The organism is Xanthomonas translucens pv. undulosa, from assembly GCF_017301775.1.
In the GTDB taxonomy this organism is placed as follows: domain Bacteria; phylum Pseudomonadota; class Gammaproteobacteria; order Xanthomonadales; family Xanthomonadaceae; genus Xanthomonas_A; species Xanthomonas_A translucens.
The window spans coordinates 1,302,788-1,329,375 of the sequence record NZ_CP063993.1 but is presented as its reverse complement, the minus strand read 5'-3'; the positions used below and the strand labels follow the sequence as shown (position 1 = coordinate 1,329,375).

Annotated in this window: 15 protein-coding genes; 11 read left to right on the top strand and 4 right to left on the bottom strand. The window is 69.6% G+C overall.

From position 1 onward, the window contains the following. Nucleotides 1–25: 25 nt before the first annotated feature. Both ISN38_RS05455 and ISN38_RS05450 read left to right on the top strand, forming a co-directional pair. Nucleotides 26–610: an alpha-ketoglutarate-dependent dioxygenase AlkB gene (locus tag ISN38_RS05455; protein ID WP_003465554.1), complete on the top strand. Its 585-nt coding sequence runs from the start codon at nt 26–28 to the stop codon at nt 608–610. Between the two features lie 66 nt (nt 611–676). Then, nucleotides 677–1,327, top strand: coding sequence for an HD domain-containing protein (locus tag ISN38_RS05450; protein ID WP_003465557.1), 651 nt, complete (start codon nt 677–679; stop codon nt 1,325–1,327). A 121-nt stretch (nt 1,328–1,448) separates the two neighbouring features. On the opposite strand, the gene ISN38_RS05445 is transcribed toward ISN38_RS05450, so the two are convergent. After that, nucleotides 1,449–1,979 carry a DUF1993 domain-containing protein gene (locus ISN38_RS05445; protein WP_038236442.1) on the bottom strand — a complete coding sequence of 177 codons (531 nt, stop codon included), beginning with the start codon at nt 1,977–1,979 and terminating at the stop codon, nt 1,449–1,451. 548 nt (nt 1,980–2,527) lie between these two features. Between ISN38_RS05445 and ISN38_RS05440 the strand changes: the two genes are divergently transcribed. Then, nucleotides 2,528–5,044, top strand: a complete 2,517-nt coding sequence (locus ISN38_RS05440) for an excinuclease ABC subunit UvrA (RefSeq protein WP_058358474.1) — start codon at nt 2,528–2,530, stop codon at nt 5,042–5,044. Between the two features lie 294 nt (nt 5,045–5,338). Here ISN38_RS05440 and ISN38_RS05435 read toward each other — a convergent pair whose 3' ends face one another. Then, the gene (locus ISN38_RS05435) at nt 5,339–5,689 is read right to left on the bottom strand and encodes a nucleotide pyrophosphohydrolase (RefSeq protein WP_003465565.1); all 351 of its coding nucleotides are present in this window, start codon (nt 5,687–5,689) and stop codon (nt 5,339–5,341) included. A 506-nt stretch (nt 5,690–6,195) separates the two neighbouring features. Here ISN38_RS05435 and ISN38_RS05430 point away from each other — a divergent pair. The 7 genes from ISN38_RS05430 to ISN38_RS05400 all read left to right on the top strand — a co-directional run bounded on the left by ISN38_RS05430 (nt 6,196) and on the right by ISN38_RS05400 (nt 19,700). Then, complete coding sequence (locus tag ISN38_RS05430) at nt 6,196–14,892, top strand: glycoside hydrolase family 94 protein (protein ID WP_241753989.1); 8,697 nt, start codon at nt 6,196–6,198, stop codon at nt 14,890–14,892. Next, entirely contained in the window at nt 14,889–15,113 is a 225-nt protein-coding gene (locus ISN38_RS05425) for a hypothetical protein (RefSeq protein WP_230811794.1), read from the top strand. Before ISN38_RS05430 ends, ISN38_RS05425 begins: the two co-directional genes overlap by 4 nt. A gap of 186 nt (nt 15,114–15,299) precedes the next feature. Then, nucleotides 15,300–16,463 carry a zinc-dependent alcohol dehydrogenase gene (locus ISN38_RS05420; protein WP_047324619.1) on the top strand — a complete coding sequence of 388 codons (1,164 nt, stop codon included), beginning with the start codon at nt 15,300–15,302 and terminating at the stop codon, nt 16,461–16,463. 219 nt (nt 16,464–16,682) lie between these two features. Then, nucleotides 16,683–17,663 (top strand): acyl-CoA dehydrogenase family protein, encoded by a 981-nt coding sequence (locus ISN38_RS05415; RefSeq protein WP_081318731.1) that lies wholly within the window; start codon nt 16,683–16,685, stop codon nt 17,661–17,663. Beyond that, entirely contained in the window at nt 17,651–18,412 is a 762-nt protein-coding gene (locus ISN38_RS05410; RefSeq protein ID WP_058361552.1) for a PIG-L deacetylase family protein, read from the top strand. The genes ISN38_RS05415 and ISN38_RS05410 overlap by 13 nt, the downstream gene beginning before the upstream one ends. Beyond that, nucleotides 18,409–19,005 carry a class I SAM-dependent DNA methyltransferase gene (locus ISN38_RS05405; RefSeq protein WP_206712098.1) on the top strand — a complete coding sequence of 199 codons (597 nt, stop codon included), beginning with the start codon at nt 18,409–18,411 and terminating at the stop codon, nt 19,003–19,005. Before ISN38_RS05410 ends, ISN38_RS05405 begins: the two co-directional genes overlap by 4 nt. Next, a complete protein-coding gene (locus ISN38_RS05400; RefSeq protein WP_003465582.1) occupies nt 19,002–19,700 on the top strand; it encodes a glycosyltransferase family 2 protein in 699 nt (232 codons plus the stop codon). The genes ISN38_RS05405 and ISN38_RS05400 overlap by 4 nt, the downstream gene beginning before the upstream one ends. A 693-nt stretch (nt 19,701–20,393) precedes the next feature. Here ISN38_RS05400 and ISN38_RS05395 read toward each other — a convergent pair. Then, nucleotides 20,394–22,496: a catalase gene (locus tag ISN38_RS05395; RefSeq protein WP_003465583.1), complete on the bottom strand. Its 2,103-nt coding sequence runs from the start codon at nt 22,494–22,496 to the stop codon at nt 20,394–20,396. 569 nt (nt 22,497–23,065) lie between these two features. Between ISN38_RS05395 and ISN38_RS05390 the strand changes: the two genes are divergently transcribed. After that, nucleotides 23,066–23,740 (top strand): diguanylate cyclase, encoded by a 675-nt coding sequence (locus ISN38_RS05390; RefSeq protein WP_139115906.1) that lies wholly within the window; start codon nt 23,066–23,068, stop codon nt 23,738–23,740. Here the strand turns inward: ISN38_RS05390 and gcvP are convergent. Next, nucleotides 23,625–26,513, bottom strand: a complete 2,889-nt coding sequence (gene gcvP / locus ISN38_RS05385; RefSeq protein WP_171815501.1) for an aminomethyl-transferring glycine dehydrogenase — start codon at nt 26,511–26,513, stop codon at nt 23,625–23,627. The two genes, ISN38_RS05390 and gcvP, sit on opposite strands and share 116 nt — an antisense overlap. Nucleotides 26,514–26,588: the final 75 nt, after the last annotated feature.

The following is a 26,588-nucleotide window of genomic DNA, read 5'->3' as shown; positions in this document are numbered from 1 at the left end:
TTTGCCGCTCCCCCATCTTGTGCCCATGGACCTGTTCGCCCAGCCCGACGACGCGCCGCATTGCCTGGTGGCCGATGCCGAGGGCGGTATCCGCTATTGGCCGCAGTTGCTCGATCCGGAGCCGGCGCAGGCCCGGTTCGCCGCCTTGCGCGATGGCGCGCAGTGGCAGCAGCTGCGCCGGCCGATGTACGACCGGGTGGTGGACGTGCCGCGGCTGGTGGCGGCGTACGGCCTGCACGCGCTGTCCGAGGCGCTGCCGTTGCGCGGGCTGCATGCCGCGGTGCAGGCGCGGGTGCCGGCGCCGTACACCGATGTGGGCCTGAATCTGTACCGCGACGGCCGCGACAGCGTGGCGATGCACCACGACACGCTGCATACGCTGCTGGCGCCGCACCCCATCGCGCTGGTGTCGCTGGGCGCGCCGCGGCGCATGAACCTGCGCGCCAAGGCCGGCGCGCGCAGGAGCATCGGCGTGGAACTGGCGCCGGGCAGCCTGCTGGCGATGCGCCACGCCTCGCAGCTCAGCCACGAACACGGCATCCCCAAGACCGCCAGGCCGGTGACGCCGCGGATGAGCGTGGTGTTCCGGGTGCGGCCGCCGCCGGTCTGAACCGTTTGCGCCGCGATGGCGTGCGGATTCCGCAATAATGCGGGTCTGCTCCGTCAGGAAGACCGCATGACCGCTCTCACCGAACGCTATGCGCGTGCCGTGGATTACGCGCGTATCGCCCACGCCGGCCAGTTCCGCAAGGGCGGCACGGTGCCGTATGTCAGCCATGTGCTGGGGGTCTCGACGCTGGTGCTGGAAGCCGGCGGCAATGAAGACCAGGCGATCGCGGCGTTGCTGCACGACGTGGTCGAGGACTGCGGCGCCGGCCACGAGGCGGTGATCCGCGCACAGTTCGGCGATGCGGTGGCGGCGATCGTGATGGGCTGTACCGACGCCAGCGCCGAGCGCAAGGCGGCGCAGGAGGACGTGCCGGCCAGGCGCCGTGCCTGGCGCATCCGCAAGCAGGCGTATCTGGCGCATCTGCGCCAGGCGCCGGATGTAGTGCTGTTGGTGTCGGCCTGCGACAAGCTTTACAACGCGCGCAGTATCGTTGCGGATCTGGAAGATCCCGCGGTGGGTATGCAGGTGTTCGAGCGTTTCACTGCCGGCCGCGAGGGGACTTTGTGGTACTACGGCGCGCTGCATGCGGTGTTCGCCGAGCGCGGCGTGGCGGTGCTGCGGCCGTTCGCGGCGGCGGTGGCGCGGATGCATGCGTTGGCGGGAGGGGTGTTTGCTGCGGACGATGCCGGCGCGCTTGTGGCGCCTTCGTTGGCGTAGTCGCCTGGCGCCGGCAGGCGCGGTCTCCGACGCTGACAGGCGCAGCTTCGTGCGCTTACATCAGCGAGTCGCTTTCGCGCCGGACCCTCACCCCAACCCCTCTTCCGAGGGGAGAGGGGCTTCAGGCGGCTGCCGTTTCTTTCGTGTCGAACGGCCCCAGGTAGTCGAGTTTGCCCACCGCCACGCCTTGCTGGCGCAGGATCGCGTGCGCGGTGGCGACATGGAAGAAGAAGTTGGGCAGGGCGAAGGTCAGCAGGTAGTCGCTGCCGTTGAAGTCGGCCTTCAATTTGCCGGCGCTCAGCGACACCGCGCGGTCCTGTGCACCGTCCAGGGCGGACGCATCCACGCTGTGCAGGAAGCGCTGGGTGGCGGCGATGCGCTCGCGCAGCTGCGCCAGGGTGGTTTCGTCGTCCGCCATCTTCGGCGGCACGATGTCGCTGAGGCGGCCGATGGTGTTCTTGGCGGTGTCCGAGGCGCGCTGGATCTGCGCGGCGAAGCCGAACATGTCCGGTGCCAGGCGCGCGTCGACCAGCGTCTGCGGATCCAGGCCCTTGTCCTGCGCATGGCGCTCGGCCAGGTCGACGTAACGTTGCAGCACGCCCAGGCCACGCAGCAATACCGGGACGCTAAGGCGGTACATTGAGACGGACATGAGCGGTTCCTTGAGAAAGAAGGGGGCAGGGTTAGGCATCGGCATCGGTGCGGCAACAACTGGATGGGGCGTTGCGGGTGCGAACACAAGAGCGCTGCGATGGTCGCGGCGCGTGGCGCGCGCCATATCTGCGTGTAGTTGGGGGCCGATTCCGCGCTACGTTTAGCGGCGGGTGACAGCGTCGGGACTGAAGTCCCTCCTGCAGCGTGCCCAGCCGGCTCGCCGCAATTTTCTTGTAAGAGAGGCTTCCGCCTCGACCGTGATGTATCGATTTCCAAGCTGTCTGTCGCGGCTGAAGCCGCTCCTACAGGGCGCCTTGGTTGGGGCCTGTCGGCTCTTGTAGGAGCGGCTTCAGCCGCGACCGGCGAAGCGGTGGGCCTGATAGCTTCGAACAGTGCCGAAACTGAAGTTCCTCCTGCAAGAGTGCATGTCCAGTGACAGGTGTGCGTGGTCGCGAAGGCGACGCCGCGCCCATCGCGCCAGCGCATACACAGCCGCATCCGCCCGACCCGCTAAGCTTGCGCAAGCTCTTGCCCATTTTCCAGCCAATGCCCAAGCCGTCCGTTTCCCCCGCCTCCGGTTTCGTCCGCGTCCGTGGCGCCCGCGAACACAATCTCAAGGACGTGGACGTGGAACTGCCGCGCGATGCGCTGGTGGTGTTCACCGGGGTGTCCGGTTCCGGCAAATCGTCGCTGGCGTTCGGCACGCTGTTCGCCGAGGCGCAGCGCCGCTATCTGGATTCGATCTCGCCCTACGCGCGGCGCCTGATCGACCAGGCCGGGGTGCCGGACGTGGATTCCATCGAAGGCCTGCCGCCGGCGGTGGCGCTGCAGCAGCATCGCGGTGCGCCGAGCACGCGTTCGTCGGTGGGCAGCGTCACCACCATCTCCAATTCGCTGCGCATGCTGTATTCGCGTGCCGGCGACTATCCGCCGGGGCAGGCCATCATCTATGCCGACGGCTTCTCGCCGAACACACCGGCCGGCGCCTGCCCGACCTGCCACGGCCTGGGCCGCATCTACGACGCCACCGAGGCGTCGATGGTGCCGGATCGCACGCTGAGCATCCGCGAGCGCGCCGTGGCCGCATGGCCGCCGGCCTGGCACGGGCAGAACCTGCGCGACATCCTCACCACGCTCGGTCACGACGTCGATGTGCCGTGGGCCAAGCTGCCGAAGAAGACCCGCGACTGGATCCTGTACACCGACGAGCAGCCGACGGTGCCGGTGTATCCGGGTTTCAGCCTCGCCGAGACGCAGCGCGCGCTGCGGCGCAAGCAGGAACCGGCCTACATGGGCACCTTCAGCAGCGCGCGCCGTTACGTGTTGCACACCTTCGCCAGCACGCAAAGCGCGCTGATCAAGAAGCGCGTGGCGCAGTATCTGCTGAGCACGCCATGTCCGACCTGCGACGGCAAGCGCCTGCGTCGCGAGGCGCTGTCGGTGACCTTCGCCGGGCTGGACATCGGCGCGTTGTCGCAGCGTCCGCTCACGCAAGTGGCCGAGCTGCTGCGCCCGGCCGCGGCTGGCCGCACCCGCGACGCCAAGCGTCATCCCGAGCAGGCCATCGCCGCGCAGCGCCTCGCGCAGGATCTGCTGGCGCGGATCCAGATGCTGCAGGAGCTGGGCCTGGGCTATCTCACCCTGGAACGCAGCACGCCCACGCTGTCGCCCGGTGAGTTGCAGCGGCTGCGCCTGGCTACGCAGATCCGCTCGCAGCTGTTCGGCGTGGTTTACGTGATGGACGAGCCGTCCGCCGGCCTGCATCCTGCCGACGCGCAGGCGCTGCTGGCCGCGCTGGATCAGCTCAAGGCCGCGGGCAATTCGCTGTTCGTGGTCGAGCACGAGATCGACGTGATCCGCCATGCCGACTGGATCGTCGATGTCGGTCCCGGCGCAGGCGAGCAGGGCGGGCAGGTGCTGTACAGCGGACCGCCGGCGGGGCTGGCGCAGGTTGCGGCCTCGTCCACGCGCCGCTATCTGTTCGCCGAGCAGGCGCCGATCGCGCATGCGCCGCGCGCGCCGGGCGCGTGGCTGCAGCTGCGCGGCATCACCCGCAACAACGTCGCTGCGCTGGACGTGGACATCCCGCTGGGCGTGTTCACCACGGTCACCGGCGTGTCCGGTTCCGGGAAATCGTCGCTGGTCAGCCAGGCATTGGTGGAGTTGCTTGGCGCGCATCTTGGTCAGGAGCATGCCGATCCGGAAGAAGGCGTGGATCCGCTGGAACGCAGCACGCAAGCGGCGACAGATGGACGCATCGCCGATGGCCTGCAGCATGTGCGGCGCCTGGTGCAGGTGGACCAGAAGCCGATCGGCCGCACGCCGCGCTCGAACCTGGCAACCTATACCGGGCTGTTCGACCACGTGCGCAAGCGCTTCGCGGCCACGCCCGCGGCGCGCAAGCGCAAGTACGACGCCGGCCGTTTCTCGTTCAACGTCGCCAAGGGCCGTTGCGCCACCTGCGAAGGCGAGGGCGCGGTGTTCGTGGAATTGTTGTTCATGCCCAGCGTGTACGCGCCATGCCCCAGCTGCCATGGCGCGCGCTACAACGCCAAGACGCTGGAGATCGAACTGCGCGGGTACACCATCGCGCAGGTGTTGCGCATGACCGTGGCGCAGGCGGCGGACTTCTTCGCCGACGATGCGGCGATCGCACGGCCGTTGCAGGTACTGGCCGAGGTGGGCTTGGGCTATCTGAGGCTGGGCCAGCCGGCCACCGAACTGTCCGGCGGCGAGGCGCAGCGCATCAAGCTGGCCACCGAACTGCAACGCGCGCAGCGCCGCGACACCGTCTACGTGCTCGACGAACCGACCACCGGCCTGCATCCGGCCGACGTGGACACGCTGCTGCGCCAGTTGCACGGGCTGGTGGAGGCGGGCAATACCGTGGTGGCGGTCGAGCACGACATGCGCGTAGCCGCGGCCAGCGACTGGATCATCGACATGGGGCCAGGCGCCGGCGACGAAGGCGGCAAGGTCGTCGTCGCCGGCCTGGCGCAGGCGGTGGCCCGGCATGCGGGTAGCCGGACTGCGCCATTTCTCGCTGAGGCGATGCGAGGCTAGCGCGCCTTCGCTCTCATCTGTTGCAGGCAGTGAACCTTGTGGTGTGTCTGCTGCGGATGGCGCGCGCAAGTGCATCGCATCGCCAACGCAGCTTCCGCCGACATGCACAAGCGGTGCTGTTCGGGCGGCATGCGGAGGAAGTCGCACTGCGCCGTTCTTGGCGCAGGCGCTGCAGTGATAGCGCGTTGTCCCCTGTAGGAGCGGCTTCAGCCGCGACGGGCTTTACTGATGGTGCCTGTCGCGGCTGAAGCCGCTCCTACAAGGTGCAAGGGCGGGCGCGAGGCAGTGCCGTCGCTACAACTCGGTGTATTTGGTGATGCGGCCCTTGGCGCGGTCCACCGGGTATTTGGCGGCGTTGACCTGCATCTTCTGCCGCGCCGCCTCGATCGGGTCGATGCCCAGCTTGTCGCACAGCTGCAGCAGGTATAGCAGCACGTCGGCCACCTCGCTGCCGACCTGGGCCTTCTTGTCGTCCGACAGTTGCCGGCTCTGCTCGTCGGTGAGCCATTGGAAATGCTCGAGCAGTTCCGACGCCTCGACCGACAGCGCCGCGGCCAGGTTGCGTGGGGTGTGGAACTGGCCCCACTCGCGTGCGTCGGCGAACGCGCGCTGGGCGGCTTGCAGGTCGTGGAGGCTGTCGGGCACGGGATAAGTTCGCGGGGCGGGAAGCAGCATGGTAATGCAGCGCCGGAACCGCTCGCGGCGGCAGGCGGCGCCGGCGCGGCCTCAGTCGCCGTTTCCCGCGCGCCAGCGGGCGATGCAAAGCGAAACCGCTGCGCCGTGCTCGCGGGATGCCCATACATCCGTCGGGGCGCGCTCGTCTGCGCTTCGCAGTGCCCGCATGCTGCGCAATCGTGGCGCAATGACCGGCGATTGCGCCAACCGGCACCGACGCGCGCATCGCCACCTGAACGCCATCGGCGCGCCGTGCGCCGGCCGCAGCGTCAACCGCAGCGCGGCTGTGTCTCGCGCCGCGCCGCCGGCACGATCGGCAACGACGCGCAGCGCGCTGCCCGCATTCACGCCTGGCGCTGCCGGCGCCTGTTAAGCATGAAGCCAAGCGGGCTCTCTGGCCCCTCTGGATCATCATGGCGTCCCCCTGGCGTGCGTTGCGTAGACGGCTGCTTCCTTATCGGCGCGGGCTCTCCGGCATGCGTGCGCTGTTCCTGCAGCATGGTCGCGGGCAGCCGCTGGCCGAAGAGCCGTTGCGCGCACAGCTGCTCAGCGCCGAGCAGATGGCCGCGCACGGCGAAGCCCTGGCGCGCAGCCACCGGGTGCGCGGCGGGCGCAGCCCCGAGGTGTTGCTGGCGCGGCTGAAACAGAACGAGGACGTGCTGCGCGACGCCTTGGCGATGCTCTCGGCGATGGTCCGCGACGACATCCGCGTCACCCCCGCCGGCGAGTGGCTGCTGGACAACTTCTACCTGGTCGAAGAACAGATCCTGATCGCGCGGCGCCATCTGCCTGCCGGCTACAGCCGCCAGCTGCCGGCGCTGGCGCAGGGCGCGTCGGCCGGGTTGCCGCGCGTCTATGCGTTGTCGATGGACGCGATCGCACACGGCGACGGCCGTATCGATGCCGACATGGCCAGCCGCTTCATCGCCGCCTACCAGACGGTGACGCCGCTGAAGCTGGGCGAGCTGTGGGCGATTCCGATCATGCTGCGCCTGGGCCTGCTGGAAAACCTGCGCCGGGTCGCGGCGCGGGTGATGCGCGACGGTATCGACCATCGCCTGGCCAGCGACTGGGCCGACCGGCTCAATACCACCGCCGTGCAGGATCCCAAGAGCGTGGTGCTGGTGGTCGCGGACATGGCGCGCTCGCAGCCGCCGCTGTCCGGCGCGTTCGTGGCCGAACTGGTGCGCGCGCTGCACGGGCGCGGCGGGGTGCTGGCGATGCCGGTGACCTGGGTCGAGCAGTGGCTGGCCGACGGCGGCCAGCGCATCGACGAGATGGTGCATGCGGAAAGCCAGCAGCAGGCCGCCGATCAGGTCTCGATCAGCAACAGCATCGCAAGCCTGCGTTTGCTGGCGACGATGGACTGGCGCGATTTCGTCGAAGAGTTGAGCGTGGTCGAGGCGCATCTGCGCCGCGATCCGCATGGCACCTACGCGCAGATGGATTTCCAGACCCGCGACAGCTACCGGCACAGCGTCGAGCTGCTGGCGCGGCGCAGCGGCGCCAGCGAAGACGCGGTGGCCGCGTGCGTGCTGCAGCTGGCGCAGGCGGCATCGTTGGACGACCAGCGTCACGTCGGCTACTACCTGGTCGACGACGGCCAGCGCGATCTGCCGGCGGCGATCGCCGCGTTGCCGCGCGCGCGGCGTCGGCCCCACGTGGCGCGGCGCACGCTGCCATTGCCGGCGTACCTGCTGCCGATCGCGGCGATCGCCGCATTCGGCGCCTGGACCTTGCTTGAGCAGTTGCATGCGCTGACCGCGGTGCCGGCCTGGCTGTGGGCGACGGCCGCGCTGCTGGGCGTGCTGGTGTTCAGCGAACTGGGCGTGGCCCTGGTCAATTGGGCGGCGACGCTGCTGGTGGCGCCGCGCACGCTGCCGCGGATGGACTTTTCCAAGGGCATTCCGGCCGGCGCGCGGACCCTGGTGGTGGTGCCGAGCATGCTCAGCGACACGGCCACGATCGACGAACTGGCCGAGGCGCTGGAAGTGCGGTTCCTGGCCAACCGCGATACGCAGCTGCATTTCGCGCTGCTCACCGATTTCCTGGACGCCGCGCAGGCGACGCTGCCCGGCGATGCGGCGCTGCTCGACCACGCCGTGCAGCACATCGTGCGGCTCAACCAGCGCTACGCGCCGGAAAGCGGCGACCGCTTCTTCCTGCTGCACCGCCCGCGCCTGTGGAGCGCCGGCGAGCGCGTCTGGATCGGCCACGAGCGCAAGCGCGGCAAGCTGGCGGCGCTGAACCGGCTGTTGCGCGGCGGCGCGGCCGATGCCGATTTCAGTGCGCTGATCGGCACCACCACGCTGCTGGCGCAGGTGCGCTACGTGATCACCCTGGACGCGGATACGCGGCTGCCGCGCGATGCGGCGCGCGAGTTCGTCGCGACCCTGGCGCATCCGCTGAACCGCGCGCGCATCGATCCGGCGCTGGGCCGGGTGACCCGCGGCTACGGCATCCTGCAGCCGAGCGTGGGCAGCAGCATGAGCGGCCATCGCATCACCCGCTACGCGCGCCTGTTCGGCAGCGAGCCGGGCATCGACCCGTATACGCGCACCGTATCGGACGTGTACCAGGACCTGTTCGGCGAAGGCTCGTTCGTCGGCAAGGGCATCTACGACGTGGATGCGTTCGAGCAGGCGCTCGACGGCCGCCTGCCCGACAATCGCATCCTCAGCCACGACCTGCTGGAAGGCTGCTACGCGCGCGCCGGCCTGGTCAGCGACGTGCGGTTGTTCGAGGACTATCCGTCGCGCTATGCGGCCGACGTGAAGCGCCGCGCGCGCTGGATCCGTGGCGACTGGCAGTTGCTGCCCTGGCTGCTGCCGTGGGTGCCGGACGCCACCGGTCGCTACCGGCGCACGCCGCTGTCGCGGCTGTCGCGCGGCAAATTACTGGACAACCTGCGCCGCAGCCTGGTGCCGATCGCCGCCACCGCGTTGCTGGTGCTCGGTTGGCTATGGCTGCCGCGGCCGGCGGCGTGGACCGCCTGGCTGCTGGGCCTGTTCGTGCTGCCAATCGTGGTGCCGGCGCTGCACGACCTGGTCGCCAAACCGCCGGACATGGCCTGGCGCATGCACCTGGGCACGCTGACCAAGGCGGTGACCGCGCAACTGCAGCGCGCGCTGGTGGCGCTGGCCTGCCTGCCGTACGAGGCCGGTTACGCCGCGCTGGCGATCGTGCGCACGCTGTGGCGCATGCTGGTCAGCCGGCGCCACCTGCTGCAATGGCATGCGTCCAGCGACGTGGCGCGCAGCCTCGGCCGCGGCAATGCGGCCGAGCTGGGCGGGATGGCACCGGCGGCGCTGTGCGCGTTGGCGCTGCTGGCCGTGCTGGCCTGGCGGCAGCCGCATGCGCTGTGGGTCGCCGCGCCGATCCTGGCGCTGTGGATCCTCGCCCCGGCGCTGATGGCGTGGATGGGGCATGCCGCCGCGCCGCGCCGCGCGCAGCTGGCGCCGCCGCAACGCGCCTTCCTCGGCCGGCTGTCGCGGCGGACCTGGGCGTTCTTCGAAGTGCACATGCGCGCGCAGGACCATTGGCTGCCGCCGGACAACGTGCAGGAACATCCGCAACTGGTGGTGGCGCGGCGCACCTCGCCGACCAACATCGGCCTGGCCCTGCTCGGCAACCTGGCCGCCTACGACCTGGGCTACCTGCAGCCGGGCGGGGTGATCGAGCGCACCCGGCTGACCTTGGCGACGATGGAGACGCTGCCGCGCCACCGCGGCCATTTCTACAACTGGTACGACACAGAGACCCTGCTGCCGTTGCCGCCGGCCTACCTGTCGACGGTGGACAGCGGCAATCTGGCCGGGCATCTGCTGACCCTGCGCCAGGGCCTGCTGGCGCTGTGCGATGCGCCGTTGCTGGCCGCGGCCAGCTTCGACGGGCTGGCCGACACGTTCGGCGTGCTGCGCGAGGCCGCACACGACAATCCAGCCGCAGCGGCGCTGCCGCAGGCGGCGCTGCACGACTTTGATCAGCGCCTGCAGGCACTGCGCGCAGCCCCGCCGGCCACGCTGCCGCAGACCTGGCACGCACTGGCTGCGCTGGCCCTGCCGGCGGCCTCGATCGCCGAGCGCTGGCCGCCGCCGGCCGTGGGCGCGGAGCAGTCCGCCGACGCCTTGGCGCCGCACTGGCCGCAGGTCCTGCTGGACGCGTGCAATGCCGCGCAGCAGGAACTGCGCCAGTTCGCGCCATGGGCGACGGCGCCGGATCGCGACGACGCCTGCCTGCCGGTGACCGACGCGCCGCTGCCGACGCTGCGCGCGCTGGCCGCGCAGACCTGCGACGCTGCGGCCGCCGAGCGCGCCCGCGCGCGCATCCATCAGCTCGAACGCCTGGCGCATATCGCCGGGCAGCTGTCGCTGATGGAATACGGCTTCCTCTACGACCCGGCGCGGCGGCTGCTGGCGATCGGCTACAACGTCGACGAGCGGCGCCTGGATCAGGGCTATTACGACCTGCTGGCATCGGAGGCGCGGCTGTGCAGCTTCGTCGCCATCGCCCAGGGCCAGCTGCCGCAGGAAAGCTGGTTCGCGCTCGGCCGCCAGCTCACCGAGGTCGATGGCGAAGCGACGCTGCTGTCGTGGAGCGGGTCGATGTTCGAATACCTGATGCCGCAGCTGGTGATGCCCAGCTATGCCGACAGCTTGCTTGACCAGACCGCGGTGCATGCGGTCAATGCGCAGATCGCGCACGGCGCGCGGCACGCGGTGCCGTGGGGCGTGTCCGAGTCCGGCTACAACGCGGTCGATGCGCGGATGAACTACCAGTACCGCGCGTTCGGCGTGCCCGGGCTGGGACTCAAGCGCGGCCTCGGCGACGATCTGGTGATCGCGCCGTACGCCAGCATGATGGCGCTGATGGTGGCCCCGGAAGCGGCCTGCGCCAATCTGCAGCGGCTGACCGAGGCAGGCTTCGGCGGCCGCTTCGGCCTGCATGAGGCGATCGACTACAGCCCCAGCCGGGTGCCGCCCGGCCAGGAGCACGCGCTGATCCGCTCGTACATGGCGCATCACCAGGGCATGGGCCTGCTGGCGCTGGACCATCTGCTGCGCGAGCAGCCGATGCAGAAGCGCTTCGCCGCCGATGCCGAATTCCAGGCCACCCTGCTGTTACTGCAGGAACGGATTCCGCGGGTGGGCGTGTTCCATCCGCAGGAGGCGGACGGCACCGTACGCAGGCCCCAGGATGCGCGCGAGGACGAGACCCAGCTGCGCGTGTTCCGCGATCCGGGCGCGCCGCGGCCGGCGGTGCAACTGCTCTCCAACGGCCGCTACCACGGCCTGCTGACCAGTGCCGGCGGCGGCTACAGCCGCATGCGCGACATGGCCATCACCCGCTGGCGCGAGGACGGCACCCGCGACCACTGGGGCAGTTTCTGCTACCTGCGCGACGTGGACAGCGGCGACTACTGGTCGGCCGCCTACCAGCCCACCGCGGTGAAAGTGGACCATTACGAAGCGATCTTCTCCGATGCCAAGGCCGAGTTCCGCGGCCGCAAGCGCGGCTTCGACACGCACCTGGAAGTGGCGATCTCCGCCGAGGACGACATCGAGCTGCGCCGCCTGCGGGTCAGCAACCGTTCGCGGCAGCCGCGCACCATCGAGATCACCACCTATGCCGAAGTGGTGCTGGCGCCGGCCATCGCCGACGAACTGCATCCGGCCTTCAGCAACCTGTTCGTGCAGACCGAGATCGCCCGCGACACCCAGGCGCTGCTGTGTACGCGGCGCACCCGCGCGCACGGCGAGGTAGCGCCGTGGATGTTCCATCTGGTGGCGGTGCACGATGCACACATCGGCGCGATTTCCTACGAAACCGACCGCGCGCGCTTCCTCGGCCGCGGCAATACCGCGCGCACCCCGCGCGCGCTGAGCCACGATGCGGTGCTGTCCGATACCGCCGGTTCGGTGCTCGACCCGGTGGTCGCGATCCGCTGCCGGATCGTGCTGGCGCCGGAGCAGACCGCGATGATCGACATGGTCTACGGCGTCGGCGGCGACCGCGCCGCGTGCATGGCGCTGATCGAAAAGTACCGCGACCGGCGCCTGGCCGACCGCGTGTTCGACCTGGCCTGGACCCACAGCCAGGTGGTGCGCCGCCAGATCAACGCCTCGCAGGCCGATGCGCAGCTGTACGAGCGCCTGGCCGGGCTGATGGTGTACGTGCATCCGGCGTTGCGCGCCGACAGCGAACTGCTGCTGCAGAACCGGCGCGGCCAGTCCGGACTGTGGGGCCATGCGATCTCCGGCGATCTGCCGATCGCGCTGCTGCAGATCGGCGATGCCGACAACATCGAACTGGTGCGGCAGATGGTGCAGGCGCACGCGTACTGGCGGCTCAAGGGCCTGCATGCGGACCTGGTGATCTGGAACGAGAGCCAGAGCGGCTACCGGCAGCAGCTGCAGGAGCAGATCCTGGGCATGGTCGCGGCCGATCCGGACGCCAGCGTGCTGGAGCGCCCCGGCGGCATCTTCGTGCGCCCGGTGCAGAACATCTCGCAGGAGGACCGCATCCTGCTGCAGGTGGTGGCGCGGGTCATCGTCAGCGACCAGCGCGGCACCCTGGCCGCGCAGATCGGCCGGCATCTGCCGCCGCCGCGCGGCGTGCCCGAGCTGGTGCCGCTGGCGGCCGCCGCACTGGCCGAGGCGCAGGCCTTGGCAGTGCCTGTGCATGCGGGCGGCGATGCGCACGAGGATCCGTGGCCGTTCGCGCCGGCGCATGCCGAGGTGCTGTTCGACAACGGTACCGGCGCCTTTGCTGCCGACGGTCGCGAATACCTGGTCGCGCTGCGCGAGGGTGCGCCGACCCCGGCGCCGTGGTCCAACGTGCTGGCCAATGCGCAGCTGGGCACGGTGCTCAGCGAAAGTGCCGCCGGCTACACCTGGTTCGAGAACGCGCACGAGTTCCGCCTGTCGCCGTGGCACAACGACCCGGTCGGCGACGCCTGCGGCGAAGCGTTCTACCTGCGCGACGAGGACAGCGGGCGGGTATGGTCGCCGCAAGCGCTGCCGCGCCGCGGCGAGGGCGACTACCGCACCCGCCATGGCTTCGGCTACAGCGTCTACGAGCACGTGCAGGACGGCATCGCCAGCGAGCTGTGGGTGTACGTGGCGCTGCATGAGGCGGTGAAGTTCTCGGTGCTGAAGCTGCGCAACCTGTCCGGCCGCAGCCGGCGCCTGTCGGCGACCGGCTATGTGGAATGGGTGCTGGGCGATCTGCGGGTGAAGTCGCAGATGCACGTGGTCACCGAGCAGGACGGCGCGCACGGTGCACTGCTGGCGCACAATCCCTACAACGCCGAGTTCTCCGCGCGCACCGCGTTCTTCGACGTGGACGCGGACACGCGCAGCTGCAGCGGCGACCGTAGCGAGTTCCTCGGCCGCAACGGCGACATGGCCGATCCGCAGGCGCTGCGCCGCGAACGCCTGTCCGGACGCCTCGGCGCCGGGCTGGATCCGTGCGCGGCGATTCAGGTGCCGCTGAGCCTGGCTGCCGGCGCCGAGTGCGAGACGGTGTTCCGGCTCGGCGCCGGCAAGGACCATGACGCGGCGCTGGAACTGGCGCGGCGCATGCGCGGCCGCGATGCCGCGCACGACGCGCTGGACGCGGTGCGCATCCACTGGCGGCAACTGCTAGGCGGCTTGCAGGTGAAAACTCCCGATCCCAGCGTGGATCTGCTGGTCAACGGCTGGCTGCCGTACCAGACCCTGGCCTGCCGCTACCTGGCGCGCAGCGGCTACTACCAGTCCGGCGGCGCGTTCGGTTTCCGCGATCAGCTGCAGGACATGATGGCGCTGGTCCATGCCACGCCGGAACTGGCGCGCGAGCACCTGCTCGCCAGCGCCGCGCACCAGTTCCCGCAGGGCGACGTGCTGCACTGGTGGCATCCGCCGCAGGACCGCGGCGTGCGCACGCGCTGTTCGGACGATTACCTGTGGCTGCCGCTGGCGGCGTGCCGCTACCTGCAGGTCACCGGCGACCGCAGCGTGCTCGACGAGGAGGTGCGCTACATCGAAGGCCGCGCCGTCGGCGCCGACGAGGAGTCGTACTACGACCTGCCGGTGCCGTCGAACCAGCGTGCGCCGCTGTACGCGCACTGCGTGCAGGCGCTGCGCCGCGGCATGGCCCTGCTCGGCGAACGCGGGTTGCCGCTGATCGGCACCGGCGACTGGAACGATGGCATGAACCGGGTGGGCGAGGGCGGCAAGGGCGAGAGCGTGTGGCTGGGCTTCTTCCTGTACCACGTGCTGCAGCAGTTCGCGGCGCTGGCGCGCGGGTGCGACGATGCGGCCTTCGCCAACGAGTGCGATGCGGCGGCGCATGCGCTGCGCGGCAATCTCGAGGCGCATGCCTGGGATGGCGGCTGGTACCGGCGCGCGTGGTTCGACGACGGCACTGCGCTGGGTTCGGCGCAAAACACCGAATGCCGCATCGACTCGATCTCGCAGAGCTGGTCGGTGCTGTCCGGCGCGGCCGAGCCTGCGCGCGCGCAGCAGGCGATGGCCGCGCTGGACCAGCATCTGGTCAAGCGCGATGCCGGCCTGATCCAGCTGCTGGAGCCGCCGTTCGACCGCATCGCGCACGACCCCGGCTACATTCGCGGCTACGTGCCGGGCGTGCGCGAGAACGGCGGGCAGTACACGCATGCGGCGGTGTGGGCGGCGATGGCCTTCGCCCACCTCGGCGATGGCGAACGCGCCTGGGAACTGGCGCGGATGATCAACCCGATCCAGCACAGCCTGGATGCGGCGGCCAGCGAGCGCTACAAGGTCGAACCCTACGTGCTCGCCGCCGACGTCTACGGCGTGGCGCCGCACGTGGGCCGCGGCGGCTGGACCTGGTACACCGGCTCGGCCGGCTGGATGTACCGGCTGCTGGTCGAATCGCTGCTCGGCCTGCAGCGCGAAGGCGACAGCCTGCGCCTGCGGCCTTGCCTGCCGGCCGACTGGGAACGCTGCGAACTGCAGTACCGTCACCGCAGCAGCACGTACCACATCGAACTGCTGCAGTCGGCTGCCGCTGAGGCGGACGCCGGTGCGGATGCCGCCGACAGCGGCGGGCTGTTCGTGGACGGCTTGCGCCAGCAGGACGCGCGCATCGCGTTGGTCGACGACGGCCAGACGCATCGCGTGCAATGGCGGCAGCCGCGCGCGCCGACATGAACACGCGCGCGCAGACGCAGGCGGCATTGGCGCATATGGCGGCGATGCTGCCGGAGTGGACCGCGCATCTGCGCCATCCGGCGGAGTTCTGGCCGCAGTTCAGTGCGCTCGCGCAGGAACTGCTGGACGCTGCGGACCCGGGCGATCGCGCGCAGGCGCGGCAGGCGTTGGCGGCGATGCTCGCCGAGCATGCGATCGATACGCGGCTGTTGCCGCACTGAGTCGCGTCATCGCGTCACGAGCGCACGCCGTCGTGCGGATCGCCCGGCACTCGATGGCACGCCTCAGCGCTGCGGTGTCTGGCGCTGCGTCGATCCCGCCACACTGGCCTCACGGCATGGTCACCCGGGTTGCACGTCGCCTGCGGCAACACTGCTGTCCACGCCGTCGCAACAGGACTCCATCCGATGCAAGCTCTCACCTATCACGGCACCAAGGACGTGCGCGTGGAAACCGTTCCCGATCCGGTGCTGATCGATGCCGACGACATCGTGCTGCGCGTCACCGCCACGGCGATCTGCGGCTCCGACCTGCACCTGTATCGCGGCAAGATCCCCGACCTGCACAGCGGCGACGTGCTCGGTCACGAATTCATGGGCGTGGTCGAAGACGTCGGCCCGGAGGTGACGCGCGTGAAGCAAGGCGACCGCGTGGTGATCCCGTTCGTGATCGCCTGCGGCGAGTGCTTCCACTGTCGCCTGACCGAATACGCCGCCTGCGAGACCACCAATACCGGCAAGGGCGCCGCGCTGAATCAGAAAGGCATCCGCCCGCCGGCGGCGCTGTTCGGCTACAGCCATCTGTACGGCGGCGTGGCCGGCGGCCAGGCCGAGTACGTGCGCGTACCCAAGGCCAACGTCGGCCCGCTGGTGGTGCCGGACGCGCTGCACGACGAGCAGGTGCTGTTCCTGTCCGACATCCTGCCCACCGGCTACCAGGCCGCGCTCAACGCCGGCGTGGGCCAGGGCAGCACCGTGGCGATCTTCGGCGCCGGTCCGGTCGGGCTGATGACCGCCGCCTGCTGCCGCATGCTCGGCGCCGAGCGCATCTTCATGATCGACCGTTATCAGTACCGGCTGGATTTCGCGCAGAAGACCTATGGCGTGATTCCGCTCAATTTCGAACAGATCGACGATCCGGCCGACATCATCGTCGGCCAGACCGATGGCCGCGGCGTGGATGCCAGCATCGATGCGGTCGGCTTCGAGGCCAAGGGCAGCACCGTGGAAACGGTGATGGCCACGCTGAAGCTGGAAGGCAGCAGCGGCACCGCCTTGCGCCAGTGCATCGCCGCCACGCGCCGCGGCGGCACGGTCAGCGTGCCCGGCGTGTATGCCGGCTTCATCCACGGCTTCCTGTTCGGCGACGCCTTCGACAAGGGCCTGACCTTCAAGATGGGCCAGACCCACGTGCAGCGCTTCCTGCCGGAGCTGCTGGAGCATATCGGCGAAGGCCGGCTCAAGCCGAACGAGATCATTACCCATCGCATGCGCCTGGCGCAGGCGGCCGACGGCTACGCGATCTTCGACAAGAAGGAACAGGACTGCCGCAAGGTGATCCTGACCCCGTAAGCCAGCCTGTCGCCGCGTCGCCGTCGCGCTGCATGGCGTCGGCAGGCGCGTCAGATGAACTCTTATCGATGTGTACGCCGCTATGTCGCTTGCACACGCTAGTGGGCGCAGCACCTGTTTTGATCGCGCCAACGCAGCGCCAACGCAGCGCCGCCGCATCCCGCGCAACACAGCGCGGACAGCGCAGGCGCTGCTTCTCTCCGCCGCAGAGACACTTCCTTGACCGACCTGCTTTCCCCTACCGCATTGGGCAACGCCAGCGATCTGCGCAGCGCCGCCTTGCGCGTGCTCGAACGTTATCCGCAGCTGCCGCTGCCTGGCGCCGGCAACACCCTGGATCGCTGGCGGATCCTGGCCGAGATCGCCGCGGCCGACGTGTGCCTGGCCAAGGTGCTGGAGGCGCATTACGACGCGCAGGCGATCCTGGCCGAGCTGGGCGCCGCGGCGCCTGCGCCTGGGCAACTGTTCGCGGTGTGGGCCGCCGAAGCGCTGGATGCGCGCCTGGCCTATCGCCGCGCCGCCGGGCGTGGCGAAGTGCACGGCCGCAAGGCCTGGTGCTCCGGTGCCGGTCTGGTCGATGGCGCGCTGCTCACCGCGCATGAAGACGATCGCCAGCAGCTGGTGCAGGTGCAGTTGCGCCAGCCCGGCATCGCCATCGACACGCAGGACTGGGCGGCGCTCGGCATGGCGCGGGTGGTCAGTGGGCCGGTGACGTTCGATGCGGTGCCGGCCAGCGCGATCGGTGCGCCTGGCCAGTATCTGACGCGTCCGGGGTTCTGGCACGGCGGCGCCGGCATCGCCGCCTGCTGGTTCGGCGCGGCCGCCGCGGTGGCCGAACGCCTGCGCGCGCATCCCAAGCTGCAGCGCGACGCGCACGCTGCGATGCACCTGGGCGCGATCGACCAGCAACTCGGCGCGGCGCGTGCGCTGCTGCGCGAACTGGCCGCGGCGATCGACGCGGCGCCCGCACACGATCACCGGCATGCGGTGATCCGGCTGCGTTCGTTCGTGGAGCGCGCCGCCAGCGACGTGCTCGATCGCGTCGGCCGCGCGCTGGGACCGGCGCCGCTGTGCAGCGATCGCGACCACGCCCTGCGCTGCGCCGACCTGGCCGTGTTCGTGCGCCAGAGCCATGCCGAGCACGATTGGGCGGCGCTGGGCCAGGCGCTGGCCGAACAGGTGCAGCCATGGCGGCTGTGAGCGCGGCGCAGATCCACGGCGACGGCACGCCGGAGTCGGCGTGGCAGCGCTCGCTGTGGCTGGCCGCCTTGCCGCAGCGCCGGATCGAAGACCTGATCGCCGGCGCAGGCCGCGTGGTGGTGGTGTCGCCGCATCCGGACGACGAAGCGCTGGGCTGCGGCGGCGCGGTCGCCTGTGCCCGGCGGCTGCGCATGCCCGTGTGCCTGATCGCGGTGACCGATGGCGAAGCCTGCTATCCGGACGATCCGTACTGGACGCCGCAGCGCCTGCGCGACGTGCGCCGCGCCGAACTGGCTGCCGCCGCGCAGTGCCTGGGCCTGGACGCCGATGCGATCTGCCATCTGCGCATCGCCGACGGCCAGGTCGGCCAGCGCGAGTTCGTGGTCGCCGAACGCATCCACGCGCAGCTGCATGCCGGCGATCTAGTGCTGACCACCTGGCGCCACGACGGCCATCCCGACCACGAAGCCGCCGCGCGCGCGGTGCAGCGCGCCGTCGCCGCCTGCGCTGCGCGCATGGCCGAATTCCCGGTCTGGGCCTGGCACTGGATGGATGCCGGCGCGCCGCAGCAGGCGCTGCCTGGCGCGGTCCGCTACGTGCTGGACGATGCCGATTGGCAGGCAAAGCAACAGGCGCTGCGCTGCTTCGCCTCGCAGCTGGGCACCGCGCAACCGGCGGTCCCGGCGCCGATCCTACCGCCGCAGGTGCTGGAACGTTTCGCGCGCCGCTTCGAGGTCTTTATCGCATGAGCGCGGTGCAGCAGTATTTCGGCGCCATCTACCGCGACGACGATCCGTTCGGCTATCGCGAACGCTGGTACGAGGCGCGCAAGCGCGACCTGTTGCTGGCCAGCCTGCCACGCGCGCGCTTCGCGCACGCCTGGGAACTGGGCTGCTCCAACGGCGAACTGACCGCGGCGCTGGCGCCGCGCTGCGACGCGCTGCTGGCCACCGACCTGTCCGAGCGCGCGGTGGCCCTGGCCGCGCAGCGCAATGCGCACTCCGCGCACGTGCAGGTGCAGCAGGCCGAGCATCCGCGCAGCTGGCCGCCGGGCCGTTTCGATCTGATCGTGTTCAGTGAAGTCGGTTACTACCTGCCGTTGCCGCAGTTGCAGGACTGCACCCAACGCCTGCGCGCATCGCTGACCGAGCACGGTGTGCTGGTCGCCTGCCACTGGCTGCATCCGTTCGCGCAGGCGTGCATGGACGGACGCGCGGTGCATGCCTGCCTGGCGCAGACCCTGCAGCTGCCGCGCCTGCTGCGCTACGAGGACGACGACGTGCTGCTCGAAGCCTGGAGCGCCACCCCGTATTCGGTCGCGGCCGCGGAGCGACTGTGGTGATCGCGGTGCTGATTCCGGCGCACGACGAGGAACTGCTGATCGGCGCCTGCCTGCGCTCGGTGGCGCTGGCGGCGCACTGCGCCGGCCTGCGCGGCGAGGCGGTGCAGGTATTTGTCGCCCTGGACCGCTGCAGCGACGGCACCGCCGGCATCGTCGCCGCGCACTGCGCGCAGGCCATCGTGCTGCAGGCCGGCAATGTCGGCAGCGCCCGCGCCGCAGCGGCGCAGGCCGCGTTGGATGCCGGCGCGCGCTGGCTGGCCTGCACCGACGCCGATTCGGTAGTGCCGGCGAACTGGCTGTCGGCGCAACTGGACTGCGCCAGCGACGCGTTCTGCGGCATCGTCACGGTCGGTGACTGGGACGACTACGACAGTGCGATGCGCGATGCCTACCGCGCCGGCGAATGCCGCCGCGACGACCACCCGCACGTGCACGGCGCCAACCTGGGCCTCAGCGCCGCGCTGTACCGGCGCTGCGGCGGCTTCCTGCCACTGACCGCGCACGAGGACGTGGCCCTGGTCGAAGCGATGGTGCGTGTGGATGCGCGGATCGCACGCCGCGCGCAGCCGGTGGTGGTCACCAGCGCCCGACGCGTGGCGCGGACGCGAGGTGGTTTCAGCGATTATCTGAAGCAGATGGAACGCACTCTGGCCGAATCGCTGCTGCATACGCCGGGTGGGGACGTATTGGCTTGAGCTTGCGCGGAGCGTCTTGCCGGGTCTGGGTGCGTGAGGCTGCGTCCGTACCCTGCCGGCCACCTTCTCCCGAGGGGAAAAGGACAAGCCAAAGCTCCTTTCCCGTCGGGAGAGGGATTGGGGCGAGGGGACGGCGCGAAGCGTCTCGCGGAGTTCAAGCGCACAAGGCTGTCCGTACCCCCATCTCCACGCCCATGTCCGTCTCATGACGGCGACCACCCAGCTGCCTGCACAGGGTACGACCCCTCCCAGGGCAACGCGCATTCAGCCAATAACGGGGAACCGTGCCCGCAGCGGCCACGCCTCGGGATAAGTTTTGTCCCGGGTTTGTTCCGGGACAGCAGCCGGCCCGGCTGTGGATCCGGGTTTGTCAACAAGGGCTCAGCAGTTTCTTATATTTTTCAATGGCTTGCACAATGTCCTCTGCTGCGCCGGCGAGCGCGAGGTTGTCCACAAGGGGTGTGGATGACTTCTGCATAAGGGTGTGGATAAGCCCATCGCGGCCCCGTGCCACAAGACTGTCAAGAGACATGGCGAAAAATTAGACAGGACCATTTCCTGCGCTCGCATCGGTCGCCATCCGCAGGTCGGCGCAGCCAACGCTGCGATCCGTTGCATCGGCCGCCTGCACAGCAAAACCGCGCCATGCGCAGGCAGGACGCGGTCCGGGCAGGGAGCGCTGACGACGCAGGCTCAGGCGAGCATGCGCAGTTTCGGTTCGCGGTCCCACTGGCGGGTCTTGGCCGCCTCGATGAAGCCCTTGGCGTTGCCGGCATCGAGCACGCCTGCGTCCTTCACCACGTTGCCAGCCTTCAGCAGCGGTTGCGCCCCGGCATCGGCGGCGATCGCCTTCAGGTGCGCGAAGGCGTTGCTGACGAAATCGACCGCCGCCGACTCCTTGCTCAGTTGCTTGCCGGCCTCGGCCGACAGCACCACCGCCACCGCGTCGAACACGAACGACGGGGTGCCGGCCAGCTGCCCGTCCGCGGCCAGCTTCTTGCCGTCGCTGAGCTTGGCGCCACCGACCTTCGGCGCGACGATCTTGACCGTGGCGCCGGCGTCGCGCGCCGCCTTCTGCAAGGCTTTCACCGTCGCCGCGTCGGACCCGTCGTGGACCAGGATGCCGATCGCGCGCCCCTGCAAGGTGTGCTTCATCTTGCCGATCAGTTGCAGCGCCGGCGATGGCGGCATGTCCTGCGGCGCGACGGCGGCCGGCGGTGCTGGCGGCAACGCGTCCATGCCCAGGCCGTCGGCCACGCGCTGCGCCAGCGCCGGATCGATGTGGCGCAGGTGCCCGACCACCGCCGCACGCACATGGACGGCCTCCACCTTGGACAACTCGAACACCAGCGCCGAGGCCAGATGCGCCTGTTCGGGCTTGCTCTGGCTGCGGAAGAACAGCCGCGCCTGGCTGTAGTGGTCGGCGAAGCTCGCAGCGCGCACGCGGCCCTTGCCGCCGTCCTCGCTCGGCGTGGCGTGGCTGGGGAAGCCGCGTACGCTTTCGCGCGGGGTATCGTCCTGCAGCGAGCTGGGCTCGTAGGCGACGCGGCCCTTGGGCACGCCCATCTGCATGTGGCCGTCGCGCTGCAGGTTGGCGAACGGGCACTTCGGCGCGTTGATCGGGATCTGGTGGAAGTTCGGCCCGCCCAGGCGGCTGAGCTGGGTGTCCAGGTAGGAGAACAGGCGACCCTGCAGCAGCGGATCGTTGGAGAAGTCGATGCCGGGGGCGATGTTGGCCGGGCAATACGCCACCTGCTCGGTCTCGGCGAAGAAGTTGTCCGGCCAGCGGTCTAGCACCATGCGCCCGACGATCTTCAGCGGCACCAGTTCTTCCGGGATCAGCTTGGTGGAATCGAGATGGTCGAACGGGAATTTGTCGGCTTCCTCCTCGGTGAACAGCTGCACGCCCAGCTCCCATTCCGGGAAATCGCCTTGCTGGATCGCTTCGAACAGATCGCGGCGATGGAAGTCCGGGTCGGCGCCGGCCAGCTTCACCGCCTCATCCCAGACCGTGGACTGCAGGCCGAGCTTGGGCCGCCAGTGGAACTTGACGAAGTTGCTGTTGCCGTTGCCGTCGAGCAGGCGGAAGCTGTGGATGCCGAAGCCTTCGATCATGCGCAGCGAACGCGGAATGGTGCGATCGCTCATCGCCCACATGATCATGTGCAGCGACTCGGGGGTCAGCGAAATGAAATCCCAGAACGTGTCGTGGGCGCTGGCCGCCTGCGGGAAGCCGCGGTCCGGCTCCATCTTCACCGCGTGGATCAGGTCCGGGAACTTGATCGCATCCTGGATGAAGAACACCGGGATGTTATTACCGACCAGGTCCCAGTTGCCTTCCTTGGTATAGAACTTGACCGCGAAGCCGCGCACGTCGCGCGGCGTGTCCACCGAACCGGCGCCGCCGGCGACGGTGGAGAAGCGGGTGAACACCGGCGTCTTCACCCCGACCTCGGTGAGGATCTTGGCGGTGGTGTACTTGTGCAGCGAGGCGGTCAGCTCGAAATAGCCGTGCGCAGCGCTGCCGCGCGCGTGCACGATGCGCTCGGGAATGCGTTCGTGGTCGAAGTGGGTGATCTTCTCGCGCAGGATGAAGTCTTCCAGGAGTGTCGGTCCGCGCGGGGTGGCGCGCAGCGAGTTCTGGTTGTCGGCGATCGGGATGCCCTGGTTGGTGGTCAGTGGCGGATGCGTGCCGCCGGCATGCTGGTGCAGTTCGTCGCCGCGACCACGCTGGTCGGCGACGGCGTTGATATCGACGGGCGTGCTGGATTTGCTGGGCTTGCGAGGGCTGGCCATGGATGAGCGCTCCGGGGGATGAGGCGGGGACGGCAGAGAGGATGCGCGCTGCGAACGGCTGTGCGATGCGCGACAGAGAAAGGCTGTCAGGGGTCCGACCGATGCTGTGCCGGCAGGCGTTAACGGTCCGTGCAACCTGTCCGAGCATGGCGTGAGGACCGCACTACCGCATGTGTTGCAGTTCGCACAAAGCGTAAACGCGCGCGCGGCGTGCCGCCGCCTGGCGTCGCCCGTCGGCAGTTGCGGCGAACTGCAGTGCCTACCTGCTGCGGCTGAAACGTGGCAATGCACGCAATCACCAAACGAGTGCAGGCATTGCCGCCAAGCTGGGGCTACAGGAAGGCTGCGCGGCCGATATGGCGTTACGCGCCTATTCTTCCCATGGGGGCTGCGAGCGCGGGGACAGCGCAGCGGCAGCGGCCGATGCAGTGCAGCATGGCGTGCGACGGAGACCGAACGTGTACTTGCCCATCGTCGTGATCGGGATGTTGTTCGCGCATGCGCTTGTCGCGCACGCGGGCGGCAGCGCTACGCCTGCAGCGCAATAATGCGAAGTGGCGGTGCAGGCGATGGCGCTGCTGGCGGTGTTGCGTCGGCTGCGGCGTGCGCCGGCGGTGGATCACTGGCCGTGGCGGCTGCTGGGTGGCGTGGTCGGGGTGCAGATGCTGTGGACCGGCTGCAATCTGCTGGCGCTGTTGTTGCCGCAGCACGGTTCGATGCTGCAACTGCTGGGCGTGATGTTTTCCGGCTCGGCGATGATCCCGGCGCTGTACGCGATCGCGCGGCGGCTGCTGGCGACCATCGAGCAGCGGCAGATTCCGCACCCGGCCAGCCCGCTGGGCCTGGTTACGGTCAGCATCGGCATCGCCATCTGTCCGGCCACCGCCTATGCGGCGATCAACCTGCTGCAGCAGGCCGATGCGGCGCTGTACCGCGCCAAGCGCAATGGCCGCAATTGCTGCGCGCATGCGCAGGACGCGGCGGCGGCGCTGCAGGGCGTCGCCGCGCCGGGCCGAGCGTGCGCGGCAAACGCTGCGCGTGCCGCGTGCGCTCCGGTGTCGGTCCACAAAAAACGCCAGCCCCGGCGTGCGGGGCTGGCGTGGCGAAGCGCGGCGAAGCGGTGGGGCGTTACGCCACCACGTCGTCCTTGTACGCCTCCACCGGGATGCACGCGCACATCACGTGCTTGTCGCCATAGACGTTGTCCACCCGCGCCACCGGCGGCCAGTACTTGGCCTGCTTGAGCGTGGGCAGCGGGAACGCGGCCAGCTCGCGCGGGTAGGCGTGGGTCCATTCGCCGGCGGTGACCTGCGCGGCGGTGTGCGGGGCGTGCTTGAGCGGGTTGTCCTCGCGGTCCAGGCGGCCGTCCTCGATCGCGCGGATCTCCTCACGGATCTGGATCATCGCGTCGATGAAGCGGTCCAGCTCGTGCAGCGATTCGCTCTCGGTCGGCTCCACCATCAGCGTGCCGGCGACGGGAAAACTCAGCGTCGGCGCATGGAAGCCGAAATCGATCAGGCGCTTGGCCACGTCCTCGGCGCCGATGCCGGTGCTCTTCTCCAGCGGGCGCACGTCGAGGATGCACTCGTGCGCGACCAGGCCGTTGCGGCCGGTGTACAGGGTCTTGTAGTGCGGGGCCAGGCGCCTGGCGATGTAGTTGGCGTTGAGCAGCGCGACCTGGGTCGCCTTGCGCAGCCCGGCGCTGCCCATCATGGTGATGTACATCCAGCTGATCGGCAGGATCGAGGCGCTGCCGAAGCTGGCCGCGCTGACCATGCCGACGTCGCCTTCGCCGCCCAGCGTTTTCGGCAGGTAGGGCGCAAGATGCGATTTCACCGCGCACGGCCCCACGCCCGGGCCGCCGCCGCCGTGCGGGATGCAGAAGGTCTTGTGCAGGTTCAGGTGCGACACGTCCGAGCCCCACTTGCCGGGCTTGGCCACGCCGACCAGCGCGTTCATGTTGGCGCCGTCGGTGTAGACCTGGCCGCCGTGCGCATGCACCGCCTCGCAGATCGCCACCACGTCTTCCTCGAATACGCCGTGGGTGGACGGGTAGGTGATCATCAGCGCGGCCAGGCGCTCGCTGTACTTCTCGGCCTGGGCGCGGATGTCGTCGACATCGACGTTGCCGTTGGCGTCGCACTTGGTGACCACGACCTTCATGCCGCACATCTGCGCCGAGGCCGGGTTGGTGCCGTGCGCCGACTCGGGGATCAGGCAGATGTCGCGATGCGCTTGCCCGCGCGCACGGTGATAGGCACGGATCGCCAGCAGGCCGGCGTACTCGCCCTGCGCGCCGGAGTTGGGCTGCAGGCTGACCGCGTCGTAGCCGGTGCATTCGACCAGCATCGCTTCCAGTTCGCCGATCAGCTGCGCATAGCCGCTGGATTGCGCGGCCGGCGCCAGCGGATGGATCGCGCCGAACTGCGGCCAGGTCACCGGGATCATCTCGGCGGTGGCGTTGAGCTTCATCGTGCAGCTGCCCAGCGGGATCATGGTGCGATCCATCGCCAGGTCCTTGTCGGCCAGCGCGCGCATGTAGCGCAGCAGTTCGTGTTCGCTGTGATGGGTGTTGAACACCGGGTGCTGCAGGAACGCGCTGCTGCGCTTGAGGTCTTGCGGCAATGCGTCGGCAGTGATTGCATCGAGCGCATCGACATCGGCGCTCGCCCCGAACAGCTGCGCCAGCGCGACCACATCGGCGCGGGTGGTGGTTTCGTCCAGGCTGATGCCGAGCGCTTCGCTGTCGATCGCGCGCAGGTTGAAGCCGGCCGCGCGCGCCCTGGCGTGGATCGCCTCGGCATCGACCGCCTTGACGTGCAGGGTGTCGAAGAAGCGCTCGCCGACGTTGACGCCTGCATTGCGCAGCGCCGCGGCCAGGATCGCGGCCAGGCGATGGGTGCGCCGCGCGATGCGCGTCAGGCCTTCGGGGCCATGGTAGACCGCGTACATCGAGGCCATCACCGCCAGCAGCACCTGTGCGGTGCAGATGTTGGAGGTGGCCTTCTCGCGGCGGATGTGCTGCTCGCGGGTCTGCAGGGCGAGGCGGTAGGCGGGATTGCCGGCGGCATCGATCGACACGCCGATCAGGCGGCCCGGCATCGAGCGCTTGTAGGCATCCCGGCACGCCATGAACGCGGCATGCGGACCGCCGAAGCCGAACGGCACGCCGAAGCGCTGCGAGTTGCCGACCACGATGTCCGCGCCCCATTCGCCGGGCGCGGCGATCAGGGTCAGCGCCAGCAGGTCGGTGGCCACCGCGACCAGACCGCCTTTCGCGTGCACAGCGTCGGCCAATGCCTTGTGGTCGCCGAGCGTGCCGATCGACAGCTGGCCGAAGCTGTCCGGATACTGCAGCAGCACGCCGAAGCACTCGGCCTGCAGCGCTTCCTCCGGCGTGCCCACGCGCAGCACGATGCCCAGCGGCTCGGCGCGGGTGCGCAGCAGTTCCAGGGTCTGCGGATGCAACGCGTCGTGCACGAAGAAGATGTCCGATCTGGCCTTGGCCGAGCGCTTGGCCAGGGTCATCGCCTCGGCCGCGGCGGTGGCCTCGTCGAGCAACGAAGCGTTGGCGATCTCCATGCCGGTCAGGTCCGCGCACATGGTCTGGAAGTTGATCAGCGCTTCCATGCGGCCTTGCGAGATTTCCGCCTGGTACGGCGTGTAGGCGGTGTACCAGGCCGGATTCTCCAGGATGTTGCGCAGGATCACCTTCGGCGTGTGGGTGCCGTAGTAGCCCTGACCGATGAAGCTGCGCAGCACCTGATTCTTGCCGGCGATGGCGCCGATCTTGGCCAGCGCTTCCTCTTCGGTGACCGCGTCGGGCAGCGCCAGCGGCAGCGGCGACTTGATCTTGCCCGGGACGATGGCGTCGGTCAGCGCCTCCAGCGAGTCGTGGCCGACGATGCGCAGCATGTGCGTGATCTCGGCGTCGTTCGGGCCGATATGGCGCTCGACGAAGGCGCAGTGGTGTTCGAGGTCGCGCAGCGAGGACGTGGTCTGGGACATGGCGGGCATCCGGAGCAAGAGGGCATGCGAAAGGTCGGAAGCAGCGCCGCCGGCATGGCACGCCAAGTGGCATGCCGCGACCTG

Excerpts from the sequence above, each read along its gene's own strand:
- ISN38_RS05445 (WP_038236442.1), bottom strand. The coding sequence starts at position 1,979 with ATGTCCGTCTCAATGTACCGCCTTAGCGTCCCGGTATTGCTGCGTGGC.
- ISN38_RS05425 (WP_230811794.1), top strand. The coding sequence starts at position 14,889 with ATGAACACGCGCGCGCAGACGCAGGCGGCATTGGCGCATATGGCGGCG.
- ISN38_RS05410 (WP_058361552.1), top strand. The coding sequence starts at position 17,651 with ATGGCGGCTGTGAGCGCGGCGCAGATCCACGGCGACGGCACGCCGGAG.
- ISN38_RS05455 (WP_003465554.1), top strand. The coding sequence starts at position 26 with ATGGACCTGTTCGCCCAGCCCGACGACGCGCCGCATTGCCTGGTGGCC.
- ISN38_RS05430 (WP_241753989.1), top strand. The coding sequence starts at position 6,196 with ATGCGTGCGCTGTTCCTGCAGCATGGTCGCGGGCAGCCGCTGGCCGAA.
- ISN38_RS05395 (WP_003465583.1), bottom strand. The coding sequence starts at position 22,496 with ATGGCCAGCCCTCGCAAGCCCAGCAAATCCAGCACGCCCGTCGATATC.
- ISN38_RS05450 (WP_003465557.1), top strand. The coding sequence starts at position 677 with ATGACCGCTCTCACCGAACGCTATGCGCGTGCCGTGGATTACGCGCGT.
- ISN38_RS05390 (WP_139115906.1), top strand. The coding sequence starts at position 23,066 with ATGGCGCTGCTGGCGGTGTTGCGTCGGCTGCGGCGTGCGCCGGCGGTG.
- ISN38_RS05440 (WP_058358474.1), top strand. The coding sequence starts at position 2,528 with ATGCCCAAGCCGTCCGTTTCCCCCGCCTCCGGTTTCGTCCGCGTCCGT.
- gcvP (WP_171815501.1), bottom strand. The coding sequence starts at position 26,513 with ATGCCCGCCATGTCCCAGACCACGTCCTCGCTGCGCGACCTCGAACAC.
- ISN38_RS05405 (WP_206712098.1), top strand. The coding sequence starts at position 18,409 with ATGAGCGCGGTGCAGCAGTATTTCGGCGCCATCTACCGCGACGACGAT.
- ISN38_RS05420 (WP_047324619.1), top strand. The coding sequence starts at position 15,300 with ATGCAAGCTCTCACCTATCACGGCACCAAGGACGTGCGCGTGGAAACC.